The organism is Rhizobium sp. 9140, from assembly GCF_900067135.1.
In the GTDB taxonomy this organism is placed as follows: domain Bacteria; phylum Pseudomonadota; class Alphaproteobacteria; order Rhizobiales; family Rhizobiaceae; genus Ferranicluibacter.
The window spans coordinates 2298955-2318514 of record NZ_FJUR01000001.1 but is presented as its reverse complement, the minus strand read 5'-3'; the positions used below and the strand labels follow the sequence as shown (position 1 = coordinate 2318514).

At 63.4% G+C, this 19560-nt stretch carries 18 protein-coding genes; 2 read left to right on the top strand and 16 right to left on the bottom strand.

Annotation, left to right across the window (positions count from 1 at the left end; translation table 11 throughout):
- Positions 1-5: 5 nt before the first annotated feature.
- A complete protein-coding gene (gene trmFO, locus GA0004734_RS10900) occupies positions 6-1439 on the top strand; it encodes a methylenetetrahydrofolate--tRNA-(uracil(54)-C(5))-methyltransferase (FADH(2)-oxidizing) TrmFO (protein WP_092933637.1) in 1434 nt (477 codons plus the stop codon).
- A gap of 20 nt (positions 1440-1459) precedes the next feature.
- On the opposite strand, the gene GA0004734_RS10895 is transcribed toward trmFO, so the two are convergent.
- From GA0004734_RS10895 to yajC, 5 genes are all read right to left on the bottom strand, one after another.
- A complete protein-coding gene (locus GA0004734_RS10895; protein ID WP_245292507.1) occupies positions 1460-1813 on the bottom strand; it encodes a hypothetical protein in 354 nt (117 codons plus the stop codon).
- Between the two features lie 213 nt (positions 1814-2026).
- Positions 2027-2905, bottom strand: coding sequence for a phytoene/squalene synthase family protein (locus GA0004734_RS10890; RefSeq protein WP_092933635.1), 879 nt, complete (start codon positions 2903-2905; stop codon positions 2027-2029).
- A gap of 14 nt (positions 2906-2919) precedes the next feature.
- Positions 2920-3306, bottom strand: a complete 387-nt coding sequence (locus GA0004734_RS10885) for an Mth938-like domain-containing protein (protein WP_092933633.1) — start codon at positions 3304-3306, stop codon at positions 2920-2922.
- A complete protein-coding gene (gene secD, locus GA0004734_RS10880; protein WP_092933631.1) occupies positions 3306-5834 on the bottom strand; it encodes a protein translocase subunit SecD in 2529 nt (842 codons plus the stop codon). Before secD ends, GA0004734_RS10885 begins: the two co-directional genes overlap by 1 nt.
- 59 nt (positions 5835-5893) lie before the next feature.
- Positions 5894-6229 carry a preprotein translocase subunit YajC gene (gene yajC, locus GA0004734_RS10875; protein WP_092933629.1) on the bottom strand — a complete coding sequence of 112 codons (336 nt, stop codon included), beginning with the start codon at positions 6227-6229 and terminating at the stop codon, positions 5894-5896.
- A 244-nt stretch (positions 6230-6473) separates the two neighbouring features.
- On the opposite strand from yajC, the gene GA0004734_RS10870 reads away from it, so the two are divergent.
- Positions 6474-7367: an ATP-binding protein gene (locus tag GA0004734_RS10870; protein ID WP_092933627.1), complete on the top strand. Its 894-nt coding sequence runs from the start codon at positions 6474-6476 to the stop codon at positions 7365-7367.
- 76 nt (positions 7368-7443) lie between these two features.
- Here the strand turns inward: GA0004734_RS10870 and GA0004734_RS10865 are convergent, their stop codons facing one another.
- The 11 genes from GA0004734_RS10865 to GA0004734_RS10815 form a co-directional block, all read right to left on the bottom strand.
- Positions 7444-9018, bottom strand: a complete 1575-nt coding sequence (locus tag GA0004734_RS10865; RefSeq protein WP_092933625.1) for a peptidoglycan DD-metalloendopeptidase family protein — start codon at positions 9016-9018, stop codon at positions 7444-7446.
- A gap of 139 nt (positions 9019-9157) precedes the next feature.
- Positions 9158-9814 (bottom strand): biotin biosynthesis protein BioC, encoded by a 657-nt coding sequence (locus GA0004734_RS10860; RefSeq protein WP_245292393.1) that lies wholly within the window; start codon positions 9812-9814, stop codon positions 9158-9160.
- A 208-nt stretch (positions 9815-10022) separates the two neighbouring features.
- Positions 10023-10676 (bottom strand): protein-L-isoaspartate(D-aspartate) O-methyltransferase, encoded by a 654-nt coding sequence (locus tag GA0004734_RS10855; RefSeq protein WP_092933623.1) that lies wholly within the window; start codon positions 10674-10676, stop codon positions 10023-10025.
- 60 nt (positions 10677-10736) lie between these two features.
- Positions 10737-12020 (bottom strand): serine--tRNA ligase, encoded by a 1284-nt coding sequence (serS, locus tag GA0004734_RS10850; RefSeq protein WP_092933621.1) that lies wholly within the window; start codon positions 12018-12020, stop codon positions 10737-10739.
- Between the two features lie 107 nt (positions 12021-12127).
- Positions 12128-12946, bottom strand: a complete 819-nt coding sequence (gene tatC, locus GA0004734_RS10845) for a twin-arginine translocase subunit TatC (RefSeq protein ID WP_092933619.1) — start codon at positions 12944-12946, stop codon at positions 12128-12130.
- Positions 12943-13731 carry a Sec-independent protein translocase protein TatB gene (tatB, locus tag GA0004734_RS10840; RefSeq protein ID WP_092933617.1) on the bottom strand — a complete coding sequence of 263 codons (789 nt, stop codon included), beginning with the start codon at positions 13729-13731 and terminating at the stop codon, positions 12943-12945. Before tatB ends, tatC begins: the two co-directional genes overlap by 4 nt.
- A 63-nt stretch (positions 13732-13794) precedes the next feature.
- Positions 13795-14052: a twin-arginine translocase TatA/TatE family subunit gene (locus tag GA0004734_RS10835; protein ID WP_092933615.1), complete on the bottom strand. Its 258-nt coding sequence runs from the start codon at positions 14050-14052 to the stop codon at positions 13795-13797.
- Between the two features lie 249 nt (positions 14053-14301).
- Positions 14302-14997 carry an SMC-Scp complex subunit ScpB gene (gene scpB, locus GA0004734_RS10830; RefSeq protein ID WP_245292506.1) on the bottom strand — a complete coding sequence of 232 codons (696 nt, stop codon included), beginning with the start codon at positions 14995-14997 and terminating at the stop codon, positions 14302-14304.
- 1 nt (position 14998) lies between these two features.
- Entirely contained in the window at positions 14999-15856 is an 858-nt protein-coding gene (locus tag GA0004734_RS10825) for a segregation and condensation protein A (protein WP_175386312.1), read from the bottom strand.
- Positions 15857-15895: 39 nt separating this feature from the next.
- Positions 15896-16912 (bottom strand): beta-N-acetylhexosaminidase, encoded by a 1017-nt coding sequence (gene nagZ, locus GA0004734_RS10820; protein ID WP_092933610.1) that lies wholly within the window; start codon positions 16910-16912, stop codon positions 15896-15898.
- A 162-nt stretch (positions 16913-17074) separates the two neighbouring features.
- Complete coding sequence (locus tag GA0004734_RS10815; protein WP_092933608.1) at positions 17075-19510, bottom strand: SPOR domain-containing protein; 2436 nt, start codon at positions 19508-19510, stop codon at positions 17075-17077.
- Positions 19511-19560: the final 50 nt, after the last annotated feature.

Genomic DNA, 19560 nt, shown 5'->3' with positions numbered 1-19560 from the left:
GCGCCATGACGAAGCACAGCTCCTACTCCCCCATTCATGTCATCGGCGGCGGCCTGGCCGGCAGTGAAGCCGCGTGGCAGATCGCCCAGTCCGGTATTCCCGTCATCCTGCACGAGATGCGCGGCGTGCGCGAAACCGAGGCACACAAGACGGACCATCTTGCCGAGCTGGTCTGCTCCAACTCCTTCCGCTCCGACGATGCCACCAGCAACGCCGTCGGCGTGCTGCATGCCGAGATGCGGCTTGCGGGCTCGCTGATCATGGCGTGCGCCGACCGCAATCAGGTGCCGGCTGGCGGCGCGCTTGCGGTCGACCGCGAAGGTTTCTCGGCGGCGGTCACGCAGGCGATCAGCGACCATCCGCTTATCGAGCTGACGCGGGAGGAAGTCTCCGCGCTGCCGCCCGAGGCTTGGGATCTCGCCATCATCGCCACCGGCCCCCTGACCGCGCCGGCGCTCGCCGAGGCCATCCAGGCGCAGACGGGCGCGGACGCGCTTGCCTTCTTCGACGCCATTGCGCCGATCATCCATACCGAGACGATCGACATGGATGTCTGCTGGTTCCAGTCGCGCTACGACAAAGTCGGTCCCGGTGGCACGGGTAAGGACTACATCAACTGCCCCATGGACGAGGCGCAATACAATGCGTTCGTGGATGCGCTGATCGCCGGCGACCGGATCGGCTTCAAGGAATGGGAGGGAACGCCCTATTTCGACGGCTGCCTGCCGATCGAGGTCATGGCGGAGCGCGGACGCGAGACGCTTCGCCATGGTCCGATGAAGCCGATGGGCCTCACCAATGCGCACAACCCGACCGTAAAGCCCTATGCCGTCGTGCAGCTTCGGCAGGACAACGCGCTCGGCACGCTCTACAACATGGTCGGGTTCCAGACGAAGCTGAAATACGGCGCGCAGGCCGACATCATCCGTATGATTCCCGGCCTGGAGCGGGCTGAGTTCGCGCGCCTCGGCGGCCTGCATCGCAACACCTATCTGAACTCGCCCGTCCTGCTCGATCATTCCCTGACGCTGAAATCGCGTTCTGGCTTGCGTTTTGCAGGTCAGATCACCGGCTGCGAAGGCTATGTGGAGAGCGCCAGCATCGGGCTTCTCGCCGGTCGGTTCGCGGCAGCCGAACGCAAGGGAGAGGCTCCGCATCTACCGCCGCCGACCACGGCCTTCGGCGCACTTCTCGGTCACATCACCGGCGGGCATATCGTCTCGGACGAAGAGCCAGGCAAGCGCTCCTTCCAGCCGATGAATGTGAATTTCGGTCTGTTCCCGCCACTCGATCCCGGCGCCATCGTCAAGCCGGAGGGCGTGAAGCGCTTTCGCGGCAAGGACAAGGCGATCGTCAAGAAGGGCCTTGTCGCGAACAGAGCCCTTGCGGATTGCGCCGCCTGGCTTGGTGAGGACAAAGGACTGCTCAAGTCCGCCTGAGTCTGGCCTGTCCGTCCGGTTCAGGAACTGAAGCTGCCGAGGATCCAGAGAGAGACCTCGGCGGCCGTTTCGGCATTGGCAAACTCGTAGGTTCCATCGAACGTCGCCGTGTCGTTGAACGACAAAGCGAGGCCGCGGCCGCTTTGGGCATGGGTAATCCGTACCTTGCCGGGAACGATCAGGTGACAGAGGTAGTGCCGCCCCTGCGACAGCACGATGCCCGCCTTGCCGTCATGCAGCCTCACGAAGAAGGCATGGCCGTCGGCTGTGGGATGGATAGCCCGGATCGCCTCATCGGGGAAGGCGCGGCCGAAATCGAGAATGGCCTGCCCCTCGTCCGGTACCGACAGATCCTCGGCTTCCTGCCGCTTCATGCGCTGGTAGATGTAGGCCGCTGCAAACAGCGATGCGACGATGGCAAACCAGGATATCATCGCGTCTTTCCATTCTCCGGACAAACGTAACACGAACCGGCCTCACCCCGATGTTGATGCCGCCGTTATCGCTTGCCGCACACCGCAGGCAATCTCCGGCAACCCGATCGAGAATTTCTGTAGCGCGCGTGGCTTGCGCGAATGTGCCGCAGGCTACCAGCGACCGCTTTGGGCTGCGCGCCACATCCACCATTGCCGCCGCCATTGCGGTGGAACGATGGAATGGTCGAAAATATCAGCGCCCGCCGTCTCCGCACGCACGAAAACCTTCTCGGCGAGCGCCACCGTCGCAAAGGCGGGCCGATTCTGCCGCGAGATGGACGGCAATGCCGCCCGCGCCTTGCCGAGGTGCTCCCGTCCGAGACCGGCCAGAGCCTGTACCGCCCGTGTGACGGCCGCACGATCCGCACCATTCAGGAAGGATGTCCGGTCGAGCCCGGTGGCTGTCAGGAGGTCGGCCGGGAAATAGACCTGGCCGCGCTGTCGGTGAATGGGTGCGAGCATCAGGAGCCCGGCAATCGTCTGAGCGACGCCCGCATGGCCGGCCGCATCAGCCAAGCCGCGCGCCGCTTCCGGATCAAGGATGAGGCAGGCAAGCTGGATCATGGCCGAGGCAGTTTCGCCGGCATAGCCTTCCAGTGCGCTCCGGCTCTCCATCGGGTCGTCGTAAAGATCGAATACGCGGGCGTCGATCATGTCGAGCAGTACGCCGATTGGCAAATGTGCGTCGCGGATGGTGTGCAGCAGGGCTTCGGCGAGCGGATTGCCATCCGCTTTGGCGCCGGTCGTATCCTCCAGCGCATCGCGCCACCATTGCAGACGAATTTCGCCGGGAAGCGGCTCGCGCACGACATCGCGGACCCGGGCGATCTCAGCGTGGAACGCGTAGAGTGCAGCTAGCGGCCCCTGTTTTTCCGGGGGCGCAAGCAGACAGGCGAGATAGCGGTCGCGATCGCTTTCGCGGAGTGCGGCGAGGCTTGCTGAAAAATCGGGCGTGCCGGGTGCGGTGTCAGGCGTTGATGTATCGGACATGGGAATCGTTCACGTCAAACGGCAATGAGAGCGGCAGCGACGTTGCGCTCTTCGGCCAGCATGATGTTGTAGGTCCGAACCGCTGCACCCGTGCTCATCGGATCCGATGAGATGGATCGACTGCGAAAGGCCGTTTTCACGTCTCCCGAAAGCGGCCGGATGTTGGCGCCGGTTCCGACAAGGATAACCTCGATGTCGCCAGCCTCGGCGATCACGCGATCGAAATCAGCAGCGGTCAGTGGCTCGCCTTCTTGCTTCTCCCACCCATAGATTCCCGAGGGAAGCAGCAAGAGCGAGCCGCGATGCGACATGCCGGCAAAGCGGAAACCGCCATTGCCATAGGCATCGATCGGCGCGCGGCCGGGAAAATGGGCATTGCGAACTTCAATCGGTCGGCGCATCACGCTGCTCCCTGCATGTCGCGCGCCCGGGCGCGGGCACGCTTCAGCCGGAAGAGGATGAGCACCGGCCCAGCGACATAGATGGAGGAGAAGGTCGCCACGGCCACCCCGAACATTAGGACGACGGCAAACGGCCGTATCGTATCGCTGCCGAAGAGGCTGAGCGCCGCCAGAGCCAGAAGCGTCGTTGCGCCCGTCAGCACGGTGCGCGACAGCGTCTGGTTGATGGCGGTATCGATCAGGATCGGCAGGGGCATGCGCGGGAAGCGATTGAGATTCTCGCGAATGCGATCATAGACGATAACGGTGTCGTTCAGCGAATAGCCGACAATGGTCAGAAGCGCCGCCACGCTGGTGAGGTTGAACTCCATGCCGGTGACGACAAAAAGTCCCATCGTCAGGATGACGTCATGCAGCGTCGCGACGATGGCGCCGGCCGCGAACTGCCACTCATATCGCGCCCAGATGTAGAGAAGGATACCAAGCAATGAGATGGCGACGCCGATGGTGGCGGAACGGGTCAGGGTTTCTGACACCGTCGGACCGACGACCTCGACCCGGCGAAGCTCGTAGGTACTGTCCAACTCGTCGCGGATCAGAATGACCGCGGTCTGCTCGGCATTCTCTCCGCCATCGCGCGACTGCACGCGGATGACGGCATCGCGTGGCGAACCATAAGTCTCGACCGAAATGTCGCCGAGATTGAGCTGGTCGAGCCGTGCGCGGATTTCCCCGATATTCGCATTGCCCTCGCGGGCCTGAACCTCGATGACCGAACCGCCGGAGAAATCGATACCGAGATTGATGCCGAACAGGCCGAACAGCACGACGGTGAGGATCGACAGCGCAGCCGTGACGGAGAAGACGTAACGGCGCGCCGCCATGAAGCGGAACGAGAGGTGATCGAACATCGCGGTCTTGATGCCGCGCGGCAAACGCTTTCGCGGACGCCGACGCTGCCACGCCTCCAGCATCACGCGGGTGAGCGTAAAAGCGGTGAAGAGCGTCGTGACGATACCGATGGCGAGCGTGACGGCGAAGCCGCGAATGGAGCCGCTGCCGAGATAGAGAAGAATGATCGCGGCGATCAGCGTGGTGATATTGGCATCCACGATGGCGCCGAAGGCGCGGGCGAAACCGAGTTGGATTGCCTGGCGGAAATCACGGCCGGCGGCCGCCTCTTCTCGAAACCGCTCGAAGATCAGCACGTTGGAATCCACCGCCATACCGACCGTCAGCACGATGCCGGCGAGTCCGGGAAGCGTCAGCGGCAGGCCGGTTGCGGTGAGGACGGCAACGATCATCACGACGTTGAGGACGACGGCAATGCTGGCAACGACACCGAAGCGTCCGTAGAAGCCGACCATGAAGGCAATGATGATGACCGTGCCGATGGCGCCGGCGATGAGCATGGACTCGATGCTGTCGGAGCCGCGGCCAGCGCCGATGGTGCGCTCCTCGGCAACGGAGATCGAGGCCGGCAGGGCGCCGGCGCGCAGAACAAGCGCGAGATCCTGCGCCCCCTCCGGCGTCATGTCGGCAACGACCCGGATGCGGCCGTCGGTAACGGCGTCGCGAATGAGAGGGGTGGCAATGACCGAGCCATCGAGAACGACGGCCATGGTGGTACCGGCAACCGCCTTGGTCGCCTCGGCAAACCGACGTGCACCGTCTTCGGTAAAGACCAGATCGACCACCGGAACGCCATTCTGCGTGTCCGTCGTGGCTGTGGCATCCGCGATATCGGCGGTCGTTACCGCCGGCTGGCGCCGTACGAGCGTGGCAACCGGTGGATCTTCTGCCGAATAGAGAACCTCGGAGCCGGCAGGCGGCGAACCCGTCACGGCCTGTTCGGCCGTCGTGGACATATCGACGATGCGGAACGAGAACGCGCCGCCCTGCCCCAGAACGGTCTTCAACTGCTCGGAATCATAGAGCCCGGGAACCTGCACCACGATCCGGTCGGCACCCTGGCGCCCCAGCCGCGGCGCAACCACGCCCAGCTCCACGAGGCGCCGCTCCAGAACGCCAATGCTATCGGCAACCGCGTCGGCGAGACGCGCATCGATGCCTTCCGGCGTCAGGGCCAGCCGCGACTGGCCATCGGTGGTGCCGACGAAACGCAGCTCGCTGACGGCCTTGCCGCCACGACCGCGATCGACCGCGCCAGTCAACGGTGCCAGAACCTGCGGCAGGTTCGCCGCCCGGGCGGCATCCTGAAGAGAGAAGGTAACTTCCTCGCCGGTGCCAGAAAGGTCGGTATAGGCGAGGTTGGCATTGCGCAACTGCGCCGCGACGGCGTCCGTCGCGGCCTGCAGCCGGGTCCTGGCCACATCGTCGCGCTCGACCTTGAGAACGATGCGCGAGCCGCCGGAAAGATCGAGCCCGAGCGCAACCTGGCGGGCTGGAAGCCAGTCCGGCAGGCTAACGAGAAGCGAACGTGGCAGCACGTTCGGCAGGGCCACGACGAGACTCGCGAGAACGACGAGCCAGACGAGGACAGTTCCCCAGCGTGAGGTTTGCGGCATGACGCTCCCGGCGCTTCGCAGTGGATCGATCGGATCGTCGTCTTCGCCGCAGCGGCCCGTTATTCCTTGACGGGTTCGCCCTTGACGCGGACTTCGGTCACACCACTGCGTACCACACGAATCTTGATGCCGTCAGCAATTTCCACTTCGAGTTCACCGTCGTCGATGACCTTCGTGACCTTGCCGACGATGCCGCCGCCGGTGACGACCTGATCGCCACGGCGGATGTTCTTCAGCAGTTCCTCACGACGCTTCAGCGCCGTGCGCTGCGGACGGATGATCAAAAAGTACATCACGACGAAGATCAGCAGGAACGGCAGGATGGACATGAGAATGTCCGCGCTGCCGGCGCCGGTTGCACCTGGCGTCTGCGCGAAAGCTTCCGTAACGAACATCGATCACTCCTCAAATAACAACAATTGCGGCCGGATGGGCGGAACGCCCTTTCGCGGAATGGCCGCACTATAAGAATGGCCGCTGCGATTGCAACGCGCCGAACCCTGCCTCTCGCATAGTTTATCCCGGCGCAGAAGGACTTTTCGGCCGGCAAGTGACCTTTCCCCAGATCAAGACGCGTGTTAGCGCAGCCGGATGAGGTGCAGTCGCACCTCGGGGCACAGCGGACCGGAGGAGACCGACATGAGCGAAGCGACACTCGAACGGCTGATGGACGAGGTTCGCCGACTGTCTGCGGCAGTGGAGCGCATTGCCGGCCCCGCACCTGCGGTGAACGATCTCGACGCGGCGGAATGTTTCGTCTGGGCGCCTGCGCGGGCTTATCTGCAGCCGGTCGCGCGGCCGAACCGGATCGATCTCTCCCTCATCCAGAGCGTCGATCATGTGCGCGATATCCTTCTCGACAACACACTGCGCTTTGCAGAAGGTTTTCCAGCGAACAACGTGCTTCTCTGGGGCGCTCGGGGCATGGGCAAGTCATCGCTTGTGAAGTCCGTGCACGCCGCCGTCATACTTCGGACGGGCGTTCCGCTCAAGCTGGTCGAGGTGCATCGCGAGGATATCGCCACCCTGCCGCAGCTTATGGAAATCCTGAAGGCGGCATCCATTCCCTTCATCGTCTTTTGCGATGACCTGTCGTTCGATCATGACGACACCTCATACAAATCGCTGAAAGCCGTGCTGGACGGCGGCATCGAAGGGCGTCCGGGCAATGTGCTTCTCTACGCAACTTCGAACCGCCGCCACCTGCTGCCCCGCGATATGATGGAGAACGAGCGCTCGACCGCGATCAATCCTTCGGAAGCGGTGGAGGAAAAAGTCTCCTTGTCGGATCGATTCGGCCTTTGGCTCGGCTTCTACAAATGTAGCCAGGAGGACTATCTCGCCATGATCGACGCCTACGCCCGGCATTTCGCCATCGCAATCTCCAGGGAAGAGTTGCATGCGCAGGCGCTCGAATGGAGTACGACGCGCGGCGGCCGGTCCGGTCGTGTGGCCTGGCAGTTCATTCAGGATCTCGCGGGCAGCACGCGCACGCGGATTACGGATACCGACATTGGCTCATCAGCGCAGTAAGCGACACAAGTCCTGATATGCAAAATCCCCGGCAAGCCGGGGATTTCTTTGTTTTCAGTCCGTGGAACGGCGGAGCCTATTCGAGATAGGTCGCCGGGTTGACCGCTGTTGCGTTCTTGCGGACTTCGAAGTGCACCTGCGGCTGGGTCGCGGTGCCGCTCATGCCCGACGCAGCGAGTGTCTGGCCGCGCTGGATTTTCTGGCCGCGCTGCACTTTCAGTTCGGAAGCATTACCATAGACGGTGACCGTGCCGTCGTCGTGGCGCACGAGAACCGCGTTCCCGAGCTCTTTCAGGCTGCTGCCGGAGTAGATGACCACGCCGTTTTCGGCTGCCTTGATCGGGGTTCCCTCGGGCACCGAAATGTTGATGCCGTCATTGCGGTTGCCCTCGACATTGGCGCCGTAGCCGGCCACGACCGCACCGCGCACCGGCCAGCGATACTTGCTGATGCCCGTTGCCTTCGGCGCATCGGAACCATCGTCCTTGGCGGCGACTTCATTGACCGACTGCTTGGCAACGGCCGGGGTGTACTCCGTCGGCTTGGAAGCATCTGCCTTGGCCTGCTCGACCTTTGCCGTCTTCGGCTCGATCTTCGGGGCTGTAACCTTCGGGGCGACCGATGCCGTGGTGACATCGTCGGTACCGGGCTGAGCCGTATTGCGGGCAACCGAGGTCGTCTTCGGCAGCTTCAGAGCCTGGCCGACACGGATAGCGCCATTCGTCAGGCCGTTCTCAGCACGCAGCTGATCGACGGAGACACCATTGGCCTTTGCGATCCGGTTCAGCGAATCGCCAGCCTTCACCGTGTACGTTCCGGCCTTGTCGCCTTCGCCGGCCACCGGCTGCTTACCGGCCGTGGTGCCGTTCGCCGTCGAGCCTTTTTCACGGCTCTGCGTCTGGGTCGGCAAGATGGCGACGTCGCGGTTTTCCGGCAGGACCGGCTTGTTCTTCTGCTTATCGACATCGAGGGCCGTCGCAGCCTGTGACGCCGACGCCTTGGCAGCGCTACCGGCCGCACCGTAGGTGGGGATCAGAATGCGCTGACCCGGCTCAGCGTCGGAGCCGCGCTTCAGGCCGTTGGCCTTCAGGATCTCCTTTTCCGGCACGCCGAAACGGGTTGCCAGCGATGCCGTCGTATCGCCCTGACGCATCAGCACAGCCGGAGCGTTGACGGTAGACCAGCCGCTGGAGGAGCGAACGGTCGCGGTATTCACTGGATCGGGCGTCGCCAATGCCGGCGCGCCGCGCTGTGCGGACGACGTTTCAGACGGGAAGGGCTGAGCGCTCGGACGACGGGTCGGCTCGGGGGTTGGTTCAGCAAGGGTCGTTCGCTGAACGTTCATCGGCGTCGAGACGACGCGTGTGCGGGAAACCGGCGTCGCGTTGACCGGATCCGGGAAAGACTGACTGACCGCCGCCTGGCGTGTGTTCGACATCGGCGGCATGTTGCCGCTTCCGTCGATATCTCCACGCGGAACCGGCACGGAAGCGCTCGGAATGGAATTTGTCGTCAGGTCGGATGAGCGGGAAAACAGCCCTCCGAACCGGGACGAGTCCGAACTGCAGCCACTCGCCGCGCTCGCCAGGAGAACGGCCACTCCCAGACGGATGACCGATTTATGAACAGATGACGATACACTCAAACGCATGACGCTTACCTACTTGGAACATAGCCCCGATGTAGGTTTATTAAAGCGTATTAGAGTTACCGGCGGGTTAAGACCCGGTCATACTTTGTGGTTTTCACCGTGTGCGTGCCCATCACGATCGTCGGAATCCACAGAAGGATCAAAAGCTTTCTCGGTAGAAGCGCTCGATCTCGGAATGTTCGGCGCGGCTTTCGGTGACGTCCTCGTAGGAGACAGAGCCACTGTCCCAACCGAACATGTCGCCCGTGATCATCACGCCCGGCGCATCGCCGGCTTGATCCGACGCCGTGGGCTTCTCACCGTCCAAAAGCACGTCGACCAGCGTCTGGAAACCACCTGCCGCGTCGAGTCCGGACTCATCCTCGTATTCCGTGGAGCGCAGCCCGGCGACAGCGGCGTCGCGGGTGCCGAAATAGCGAAGGCTGTGCTGATCGTCCGGACGCAGGTTGTCGTAATAGTCGATGAAGCCGCGGTAATAGGCCTTGTAGTCGCCGGTTTCCCCGTACTTTCCGAAGGCCTGGTATTCGCGGGCGGCCAGTTGCGGCGAAAGCTTGTTATTCCATTCGTCGCGCGTCAGCGGCGGGTATTTTTCCTGGGCACGCCGCGTTCGAGAGAGGAAGAGCAAGGTTTCAGCAGAAAGGGAGACGCGCGAGGACGGATCGTAATTGCCGCCGATGACGACCGGGGGGACCGAGGCTTCACGGCTGCCCGCATCCGGCCGAACTAGGACCTGCGGACGCACATTGCGCTGGCCGGTATCATTGGTCGCGGTGATCGTCTTGTCTGCAATCTGCATGGATACGCTCCTTGCGCCTCAACGCCTCCGGAGCCTGCACCTCTGCAAAGCTCTGTGAGGTCTGCCTCTGGGGTAGATCCCAAGGCTTGCGCGAGACTGGATCACGTTAACGCTGCGTTAACCCGTTGAATTGCCAGAAGACTGTTGCAGACATTGCGAATGAATACGGATGGCCCCGCTCGTCATGCAACGAGAAGACTGCGTGATTCTAGAGGAATGCCGCCATTTTGGGGACGATCGGGAGGTATGGCGCCTCGAACAGATCCTCGCGATCGAAGCGGCTTCCCGTCCGGGTGAGGCGCACCATGCGGCATTCGGTTTCGCTGACCATGATGGGCACGAGCAGGATGCCGCCGGATACGAGATGGTCGGAGAACACGCGGGGCAGGCTGTCGAAAGCCGTGGTCACAAGAATACGGTCGAAGGTCCCCTCTCCCACCAAGCCGGCACTGCCATCGGCCTGCCGCACGACGACGTTGCGGATGCCGGCCTTGTCGAGGCTCGCCTGGGCATTGGTCACCAGCGTCTTGTAGCGCTCGTAGCTCAAGACGCGCTCGGCGATCCGACCCATGACGGCCGCCGTGAAGCCGCTGCCGGTGCCGATCTCGAGAATGCGCTGCCCGGGCTTTACACCGAGAGCATGCAAGGTGCGCACCGCAAAGTCGAAGCCTTCCATGAAGGATCCGCAGTCGAGCGGGACGATGCGGGAGGAAAGTGCCTCTTTCTGGTAGGGAGCAGGCGCAAACAGGGTGCGTGGCGTTTCCTCGACGGCGTTCAGCAGGCCCTTGTTGGTTATACCTTCGGCACGCAGACGCAGCACCAGCGCGGCAAATCCCTCCTGCTCCAGCAATCGTGTCGCCATGCGCCCATCCTCCCCCTTCATCGGCAACGCGGCGCCGGGGCGGGGCCGCGTTACCACGCATCAACGCGCCGCTTCGATCCGCGTCAGCCCACCCATATAGGGCTGGAGAACGTCGGGCACGGTGACCGAACCATCCTCGTTCAGGTAGTTTTCCATAACGGCGATCAGCGCGCGGCCGACGGCTGTACCCGAACCGTTCAGCGTGTGGACGAACTTCAGCGCCTTCTCGTCCTTCGAGCGGTAACGCGCATTCATGCGCCGACCCTGGAAATCGCCGCAGACGGAGCAGGAAGAGACCTCGCGGAAGGTGTTTTGACCCGGCAGCCAGACTTCGAGATCGTAGGTCTTGCGGGCGCCGAAGCCCATGTCGCCGGTGCAGAGCGTGAGGACGCGGTAATGCAGGCCGAGACGCTTCAGCACCTCTTCCGCGCAAGCCGTCATCCGTTCGTGCTCTTCGATCGACGTCTCGGCGTCTGTGATCGACACAAGCTCACATTTCCAGAACTGGTGCTGGCGCAGCATACCGCGGGTATCCCGACCGGCAGAACCGGCTTCCGAACGGAAGGACGGCGTCAGCGCCGTATAGCGCAGCGGCAGTTTTTCGGCGTCGACGATCTCCTCGCGCACGAGGTTGGTCAGCGTCACCTCGGCCGTCGGGATCAGCCAGCGGCCGTCCGTCGTGCGAAACAGATCCTCGGCAAATTTTGGAAGCTGGCCGGTGCCGAACATGGCATCGTCACGCACCATCAGCGGCGAGGAAACCTCGGTGTAGCCATGATCGCCGGTGTGGAGATCGATCATGAACTGGCCGAGCGCCCGCTCCATGCGGGCCAGCGGGCCGGTCAGCACCGTGAAGCGGGAACCGGACAGCTTGGCCGCACGTTCGAAATCCATGTAACCAAGCGCTTCGCCGATTTCGAAATGCTCCAGCGCTTTGTGGTTCCAACCAGGACGCGCACCGATCGCGCGGGTCACGATGTTCGCGTGTTCGTCGGCGCCGACGGGGACATCGTCCAGAGGGATATTGGGGAGGCGGGAGAGGACGTCGAGAAGTTCCGCATCGACCGTGCGCGTCTGGTCCTCGAGCGCCGGCATCGCGGTCTTGAGCTCGGCGACCTCGGCCTTCAGGCGATCGGCAAGCTCGGCGTTCTTCCGCGCCATCGCCGCGCCGATTTCCTTCGATGCGGAATTGCGACGGGACTGCATGTCCTGCAGCGCCTGCACGAGGCCGCGCCGCTTTTCATCCAGCGCAATCAGGCTTGCCGCCTGAGCCGGGGCGCAGCGTTTCGCCAGTGCCGCGTCGAGCGCTTCGGGATTATCCCGCACCCATTTGATATCGAGCATCGATAAGTCTCCGGACGTGAGAGACCCGACATTCCGCAAAGGACGCGGACGAAGACGCCGAGGACCTTCCGAGCCACGTGAAGACCACAGCATCCCCTTATGGAGGATCAATCCGTCTTCTCGTCGGCTTCCGCAAGCTCCCGCGACGCAGCATCTTTGGCGCGCTGGCGCTCGATGAGTCGGGCCGTATAGATGGAAATCTCGTAGAGAAGGATCGCAGGGATCGCAAGGCCGATCTGGGAGACGGGATCCGGCGGGGTCAGGATGGCTGCGGCGATGAACGAAATCACGATCGCATATTTGCGCTTCGCCGCCAGCGTATCGGCCGTGACGAATCCCACACGCGCCAGAAGCGTGGTGATGACCGGTAGCTGAAAGACGAGGCCGAAGGCGAAGATCAGAGACATGATCAGGCTCAGATATTCCGAGACCTTCGGCAGGAGCTGAATCGACACCTCACCCTGCCCGCCCTCCTGTTGCATGTTCAGGAAGAACCACATCACCATCGGCGTGAAGAAAAAGTAGACGAGCGCCGCACCGAGCAGGAACAGAAGCGGTGAGGCGATCAGGAACGGCAGGAACGCGGCGCGCTCGTTCTTGTAGAGGCCGGGCGCGACGAACTTGTAGAGTTGCGTCGCGATCATCGGGAAGGCGATGACCAGAGCGCCGAACATCGCCACCTTGATCTGCGTGAAGAAAAACTCCTGCGGTGCCGTATAGATCAGGCCCGCAGCGCGGTGATCCAGCCCTGCCCAGGACACGGCCCATTTGTAGGGTTGCACGAGAACGTTGAAGATCTGTTTGGCGAAGAAGAAGCAGACCAGGAAGGCAACGAAGAACGCGCCAACGGCCCAGATCAGCCGGGTGCGAAGCTCGATGAGATGATCGAGAAGCGGCTGGGGCTTATCTTCGATATCGGCGCTCATGCGTCGTCTCCGCTCTTCGGCGTCATCGGTGTATCAAGCGGTACATCGGCTTTTACCGGCTTTTTCCGCTTGGCTAACTTCGCGCCGATCTCCGCAACATCGGCATCGCCGATCGGCGCAGAGGCGCGCTTGCGAGGCTTGGCCGTCGTGGTCTCACCCGTGACCTTTGCCGCCTTCTTCCGCGGCAATGCAACTGCGAGGCCATTGACCGCACCGGCCTCCGCTTCGTCAGCCTCTGCCTTTGCGGAGCGCTTGCGGGGCTTGGAGCCCACGAGCGTGTCGGCGACAAGGGGTGCTGACGTTACGGGCGTAACGGGAGCGGAGGCCATGGTATCCGTGGCAGCTGCGGCTGCAGCGACGCCATTTGCGGCGACTGCGGGCTGTTCGGCCGGCATCGCAACCGAGGCCGGCATCGCAACCGAGGCAGCCATCTCCGGCGTCGGCGGAATGTCCGAAGCGGCGGCGGCCGGTTTTTCATCCGGGCGGGTCGCCTTCTGCAGGTCGGCCTTGATGTCGTTGCCCATCTGGCGAAGCGGGTTCATCGCCTCGCGCAGGCTGTTTGCCGGGTTGAGTTTCTGCGCGTCGCTCAGCGTCTTGCGCACATCGTCGAGATCCGCCTCGCGCAGGGCCTCGTCGAACTGATGGCGGAAATCGGTGGCCATGCCACGCATCTTCGACATCATCCTGCCGAAGGTCCGGAGCATCGGCGGTAGGTCCTTCGGGCCAACGACGATGATCAGGACGATGGCAATGACAACAAGCTCGGTCCAGCCGACGTCAAGCATACTCAGGAACTCCGCACATCATGATGGGACGCGCGGCATGTGCTGCGCGCCCGGACTGGCTGATCAGCGGACTTCGTCGGATTTATGTTCGACGGTCCGCGGGTCGATGGGGGCGCCCTTATCATAAGGGGGCTTGTCATAGCCGGGCTTGTCGTAACCCGGCTTGTCGGCGGCATCCGTCTCGTCGTCGGTCATGCCCTTCTTGAAGCTCTTGATGCCTTTGGCGACATCGCCCATCAATTCCGGAATCTTGCCGCGACCGAAGAGCAGCAGGACGACGACGAGCACGATGAGCCAGTGCCAGATGCTGAATGAACCCATTCTCTTAAAACTCCCTGCAAATCCGACAAACTCATCCGGGATGGCCTGCCTGCCCTGTTCCACTTTACTGCGCTTTCAAGCCAGCGTCACCGCCCTGCCCTCAGCCCTCGTCTTTGTCGGCGGATGCGATTCTCGTTAAGGAAACGCAATCCTGCTTTTCGGGCAAAGATCTAAAGGAAACGGTGTTGTCACGCAATGCTCACGCTGTTCAATCCCGCGAGAGCATCACACTGCCGATCATGGTGAATATCAGGCAGGCTCGTCGCCGCTCGGCGGCAGAAGGCCCAACTCCTCCAGATCGAGGGGAGTGATCGGATCTTCGTCATCCGACAGGTCGTCGCCGCCTGATGGCAAGGGGACATGGAAGTTGGGCGGAATGCGGCCCGCTAGCAGGCCCGCACCTTTCAGCTCCTCCAGTCCGGGTAGATCGCGCAGTTCTTCCAAGCCGAAATGGTCGAGAAAATCGCGTGTCGTCGCAAAGGTTACCGGTCGGCCGGGCGTCCGGCGACGTCCACGAAATCGCACCCATCCGGCTTCCATCAACACGTCGAGCGTACCCTTGGAGGTCTGCACGCCGCGGATGTCCTCGATTTCGGCACGCGTAACGGGTTGATGGTAGGCGATGACCGAGAGAATTTCGAGCGCGGCGCGCGAGAGTTTGCGCACCTCCTGCGCATCCGACGACAGGGCGAAGGAGAGATCGGCCGCGGTGCGGAACGCCCAGTGATCCTCGACCTGCACGAGGTTGACACCACGCGTCGCGTAGGAGGCCCTCAAGCGAAGCATGATGCTGCGAACATCCGTGCCGCTCGGCAAGCGCTGGGCGAGATAGGCCTCCGACACGGGCTGAGTTGCGGCGAAAACCAGAGCCTCGGCGATTCGCTCCAGTTCGTCGGCCCGATGCGCGTCGTCTCTCTCGCGAACAAAGGCGTCGTCACCGTACACCTCAACCACTGCGCGCTTCCAGTTCTGCGATCTCGTCCTCGGTCATCGGGTTGTCGCCGAGCCGGACGTAGATGGGCGCGAAGGCTTCGTCCTGCCGGATCTCCAGCCGCCCTTCGCGGACCATCTCCAGCGACGCGGCAAAGGCGCTGGCGATGGCACTGACGCGCTGGCGGGGATCGCCGACATAACGCAGAAGGTAATCGTCGAGCGCAGTCCAGTCCGACAGGCCACCCATCAGCCGCGCGAGAATGAGGCGCGCATCTGCCAGCGACCAGACCTGCCGGCGCTCGATCGTCACCTGCATCACCGCTTCACGCTGGCGCAGGCTCGCATAGGCCTGCAGGAGATCGTAGAGCGACGCCTCGAAAGCAGAGGTTCGCTCGACCGGGATGTGCTCCGGTGCGCCGCGCGCAAAGACATCGCGACCCAGCCGACTGCGGTTGACAAGCCGGGTTGCGGCGTCCCGCATGGCTTCCAGCCGTTTGAGCCGGAAGGCCAGTGCCGAGGCCATTTCCTCACCCGACGGCCCATCGTCCTTGTGCGGCTGCGGAATGAGAAGGCGGGACTTCAGAAAGGCGAGCCAGGCCGCCATGACGAGATAGTCGGCTGCCAGTTCCAGCCGAATCGAGCGGGCGCTCTCGATGAAGGCGATGTACTGCTCGGCGAGCGCCAGCACCGAAATGCGGGATAGATCGACCTTCTGGTTTCGTGCGAGGTGCAGCAAGAGATCGAGCGGACCTTCGAAGCCGGCGATATCCACCACCAGTTCCGCCTCATGCAGCGCCCGCTCGTCCGCCTGCCAGTGTGCATCCATCGGCACGTCGCCGCGCACGCGCTCGCGACCATCGGCCGGGCTCATCCGGCGACGTCCAAAATGGTTGCTGCTGACAGGGACGCGTCAGACATTCGGGATCATCTCCAGGAATTCGGCACGCAACGTCGCCTCGTCGGCATCATCCGGCTTCCGGAAGCTCGCCATGGCCGCTTCCGCGCGGCGGAGGGAATCGCCCGAGAGGATCGGCACGACACGCGATACGGCCTGCATCTCCTCCCTGATCCCGTGGCAGTGGAGGACGAGATCCAGCCCGGCCTCGACGATGCTCCTCGCCCGCGTTTCCATGTCGCCGGCAAGCGCGTTCATCGACACATCGTCGGACATCAGCAGTCCGTCGAAACCGATATGCCCTCGGATGACCTCGTCCACGACCTTCCGCGACGTCGTCGCAGGGCGATCGGGATCGATCGCCGTGAAGACGATATGGGCGGACATGGCCATGACTTCGGATTTAAGGGCGACGAAGGGCACAAAGTCGCTGACGGCAAGTTCCGCGAAGGTGCGGTCAACAACCGGCAGCTTGTGATGCGAATCGACGAGCGCCCGGCCATGGCCCGGCATGTGCTTCATGATGGGTAGCATGCCGCCGGATTTCAGGCCCTCCGCCGCCGCGGCGCCGAGGGCTGCGACCGCCTGGGGATCGGAGGAATAGGCCCTGTTGCCGATCGCCTCGCTCATTCCGTCAGCCGCCACATCGAGCACCGGCAGGCAATCGACGTTGATACCGTAGCGCATCAGGTCGAAGGCATGGAGACGCGACATGAGCCATGCCGTCCGCAACCCCTTTTCGGGGTCGGCGTGGAACAGGGCGCCGATGGTGGCCGCATTCGGATAGGCGCCGGCAAGCGGTGGGCGAATACGCTGCACGCGGCCGCCCTCCTGATCGATCAGCACGGGTGCTTGGCTATTGCCGATGCTGTCGCGAAGGCTGGCGACGAGATCCGAGATCTGTGCCGCTTCCCCGATGTTGCGGGCGAACAGGATGAAGCCCCAGGGGCGCTCGTCGGCGAAGAAGGCCTTCTCGTCGGCGGTTAGCGAGAGGCCCTTGCAGCCGGAGATGAATGCTTTCGATCCGCTCATGGCGTCACCCTCATGCCTTTTGTTTTCGTTCGTCGCGTTCGGTTTAAAGACGGATCGCGCTGGAGAGCAAGAGGCTTGCGATTCGGCCTTGCTCGTCGCCGCCCCCAAACGCGCAAGGGCGCAGCCGAAGCCGCGCCCTTTTCTCAAAGCGTGGTGTAACCCTTAACGGGTGACCAGGCAGCTGCCGCCGGCACTTTTCAGGCGCGAGCAGAGAGCGTTCGCTTCATCGCGGCTGCCGGCCGGGATGCGGACGCGGTAGTAGGTGCCCTTGCCGGCGATGTCGGCTTTCTTGATATCGACGCCGCGGCCGGCGATGACGCTGCCATATTTGCCGGAGAGGTTTTTGTAGGACTTCTGCGCCTCGGCCTCGGACGGCAGGGATGCGACCTGCACGACATAGCTGCCGGGGGCTATCGATGCCGTCTGGACGGGCGAAGCGTCCGTCGGCACGGCGGTTGTCGCTACAGCAGGCGTCGCGAAGGTATCGACCGGTTTGCGTGTCGCCCTCGCCGTCTCGGCCGGCTTTGCTTCCGGAAGCGGTTGGGTCTTGGCGACTTCGGCAGACGGCACGGCTGCATTGGCAGCGGCCGCCAACGCACCGACATCGTCCTGTGCAGCCGTGGCGAGCGCCGGTGTTTTCGGCTTCAGCGCGGTGGTCTTGACCGGCTTGGTCACAGGCTCCGCTGCGGCAACGACCGCAGCCTCTTCCGGGTCGAGATCTTCACGGGCAACGAGCGTTCCGTCCGGCCTGACGATCATGGTACGGACCTTGCGCGGCGCGACGGCGGGTGCTGCATCCTCGTTCGCGGCACTTGCCTGCGTATCGCCATCATCCGGCATCAGGCGGTCTGCGCCCTCGTCATCGGCCGGCGACATGCCGTCGAGTCCGTTCATCCCTTCGAGCGGCAGGCTTTCCGGCGTCAGCGTGCGCTGGACGACGTCGATCGGCTCCTCGGTGGAGGAAACCAGCGTGCCCTGCTGCGGCGCATCTTCCTGCGCGCCGGCAACACGGTCGTAGACGGCCTTATCCTGGTTCGGCACGGTTTTGCCGCCCTTCTCAACAGGCACCATCTTGGTCGGCGTCTTGTCGGCAAGAATGATCTGCGGCTCGCCGCTGGTAAAGGACGACCCGACGTTGCCCATCAGCGTGTAGGCACCTACGCCGCCGGCGATCAGCACGATGGCGGCCGCACTGGCGAGAAGGAGCAGCTTGCCGCGCGGGCGGGCTTCGTTGTCATTGCCATAGGTGGGCTCGGCATAGCGGTCGCCCTGCCCGATGACTTCCTGGCGCTGGCTGATCGAACGGCGGAAGTCTTCTTCCATCGCCCGCTCGAAATCGGCGAACTCTTCGTGCGACGCACGGGCCGGGGCTGCAGCACCAGCAATGCCGGCAGCCGTTGCGGCCTGCATGCCACCATTGTCACGCTCAGACGCCTGACGACCGGCACTGAAGATCTGTGCCATTTCGGCATCGATATCGAGATCGTAGTCGCCGGGATCGAGCGGATGGTTCTGCTCCTCGATGACGGGTAGCTGCGGCACATCAATCTCGCCGGTCGCCACGACGCCGTAATCGGCTTCGGCAATCATCGAGGGATCGAAGGGAAGTTCCGTTTCCACGAAGGGCTCGACCGGCTCTTCGATCGCGGCAACCTCTTCCGTCGCCATATCCAGCTCAAGCTCGATGTCGGAGAGGTCGATCTCGAAATCGTCGAGGTCGAAGTCCGGCTCGGCTTCCGCGGCTGCAACCGGAGCCGGCTGCGGCACAGGTGGGGCGACCGGTACCGGGGCGACGAATGCCTCGGGAGCGGGAGCCTGCATCACGGGCGCAGCGGCGACGGGCGCTTCTGCAACGGGCGCTGGCACAACCGGGACAACAGGCGCCAGCGGCGTTGCGAATGTGCGCGGCGCACCGCCGTTCAATGCGACGGGCGTCGCGCGGCTGAAATTCGGCGTGAACGGAAAATTGTTTTTCCGCGCGGCTTCCGCGGAAACGGCGGGGCGAACCGGCGTGCTCGGCACGGCGAAATGCTCGACCGTATCCAGCAATGGATCGACCCGAGGACGCACAGGCTGCTGAACGGGCGCAACGGCTGCAACCGGCGCGGGGCGAACGGGCTCGACCGGCATCTGCTGCACGTGGACCGGCTCCGGCGCGGAGCCGAGCGACATTTCCAGTTCATGACCGAGGTCCAGCGACCGGTCGGGCTGTGCGTGGAAAACGGGCTCCGGACGCGGATCGAAGGTCGGCTCGACCGGGCGCGGCGCCTGCTGAACGGGTGGCTGCACCTGAACCGGCTGATGGTGCTGTTGTACCGGGGGAGCAGCGACGACGGGCTCGACAAAGGACTGAGACTGCGAGACAGGTTCAGGGGCCGCTGGCGTATCGAACGCCTCGAACTCCCGCATCAGCTCTTCTTCCAGATCAACGATCGGGTCGTAGCGAACCGCTTCCCGATGGCGCTCCAGCTCCTGGAGCTGTTGCAGGGCGGGACGATTGTCGTAGCCGACGATGCGGGCCAGCTCGCTCAACGGATCTTCATCCGGGAACACGTTCGGGTCCACATCCGTGCTTCGTGCCAACTGTTTGTCTGCCATTCGCTCCACTCACATATACTGGGCCGGTCGTGCCAGTCCAATATGGGGAA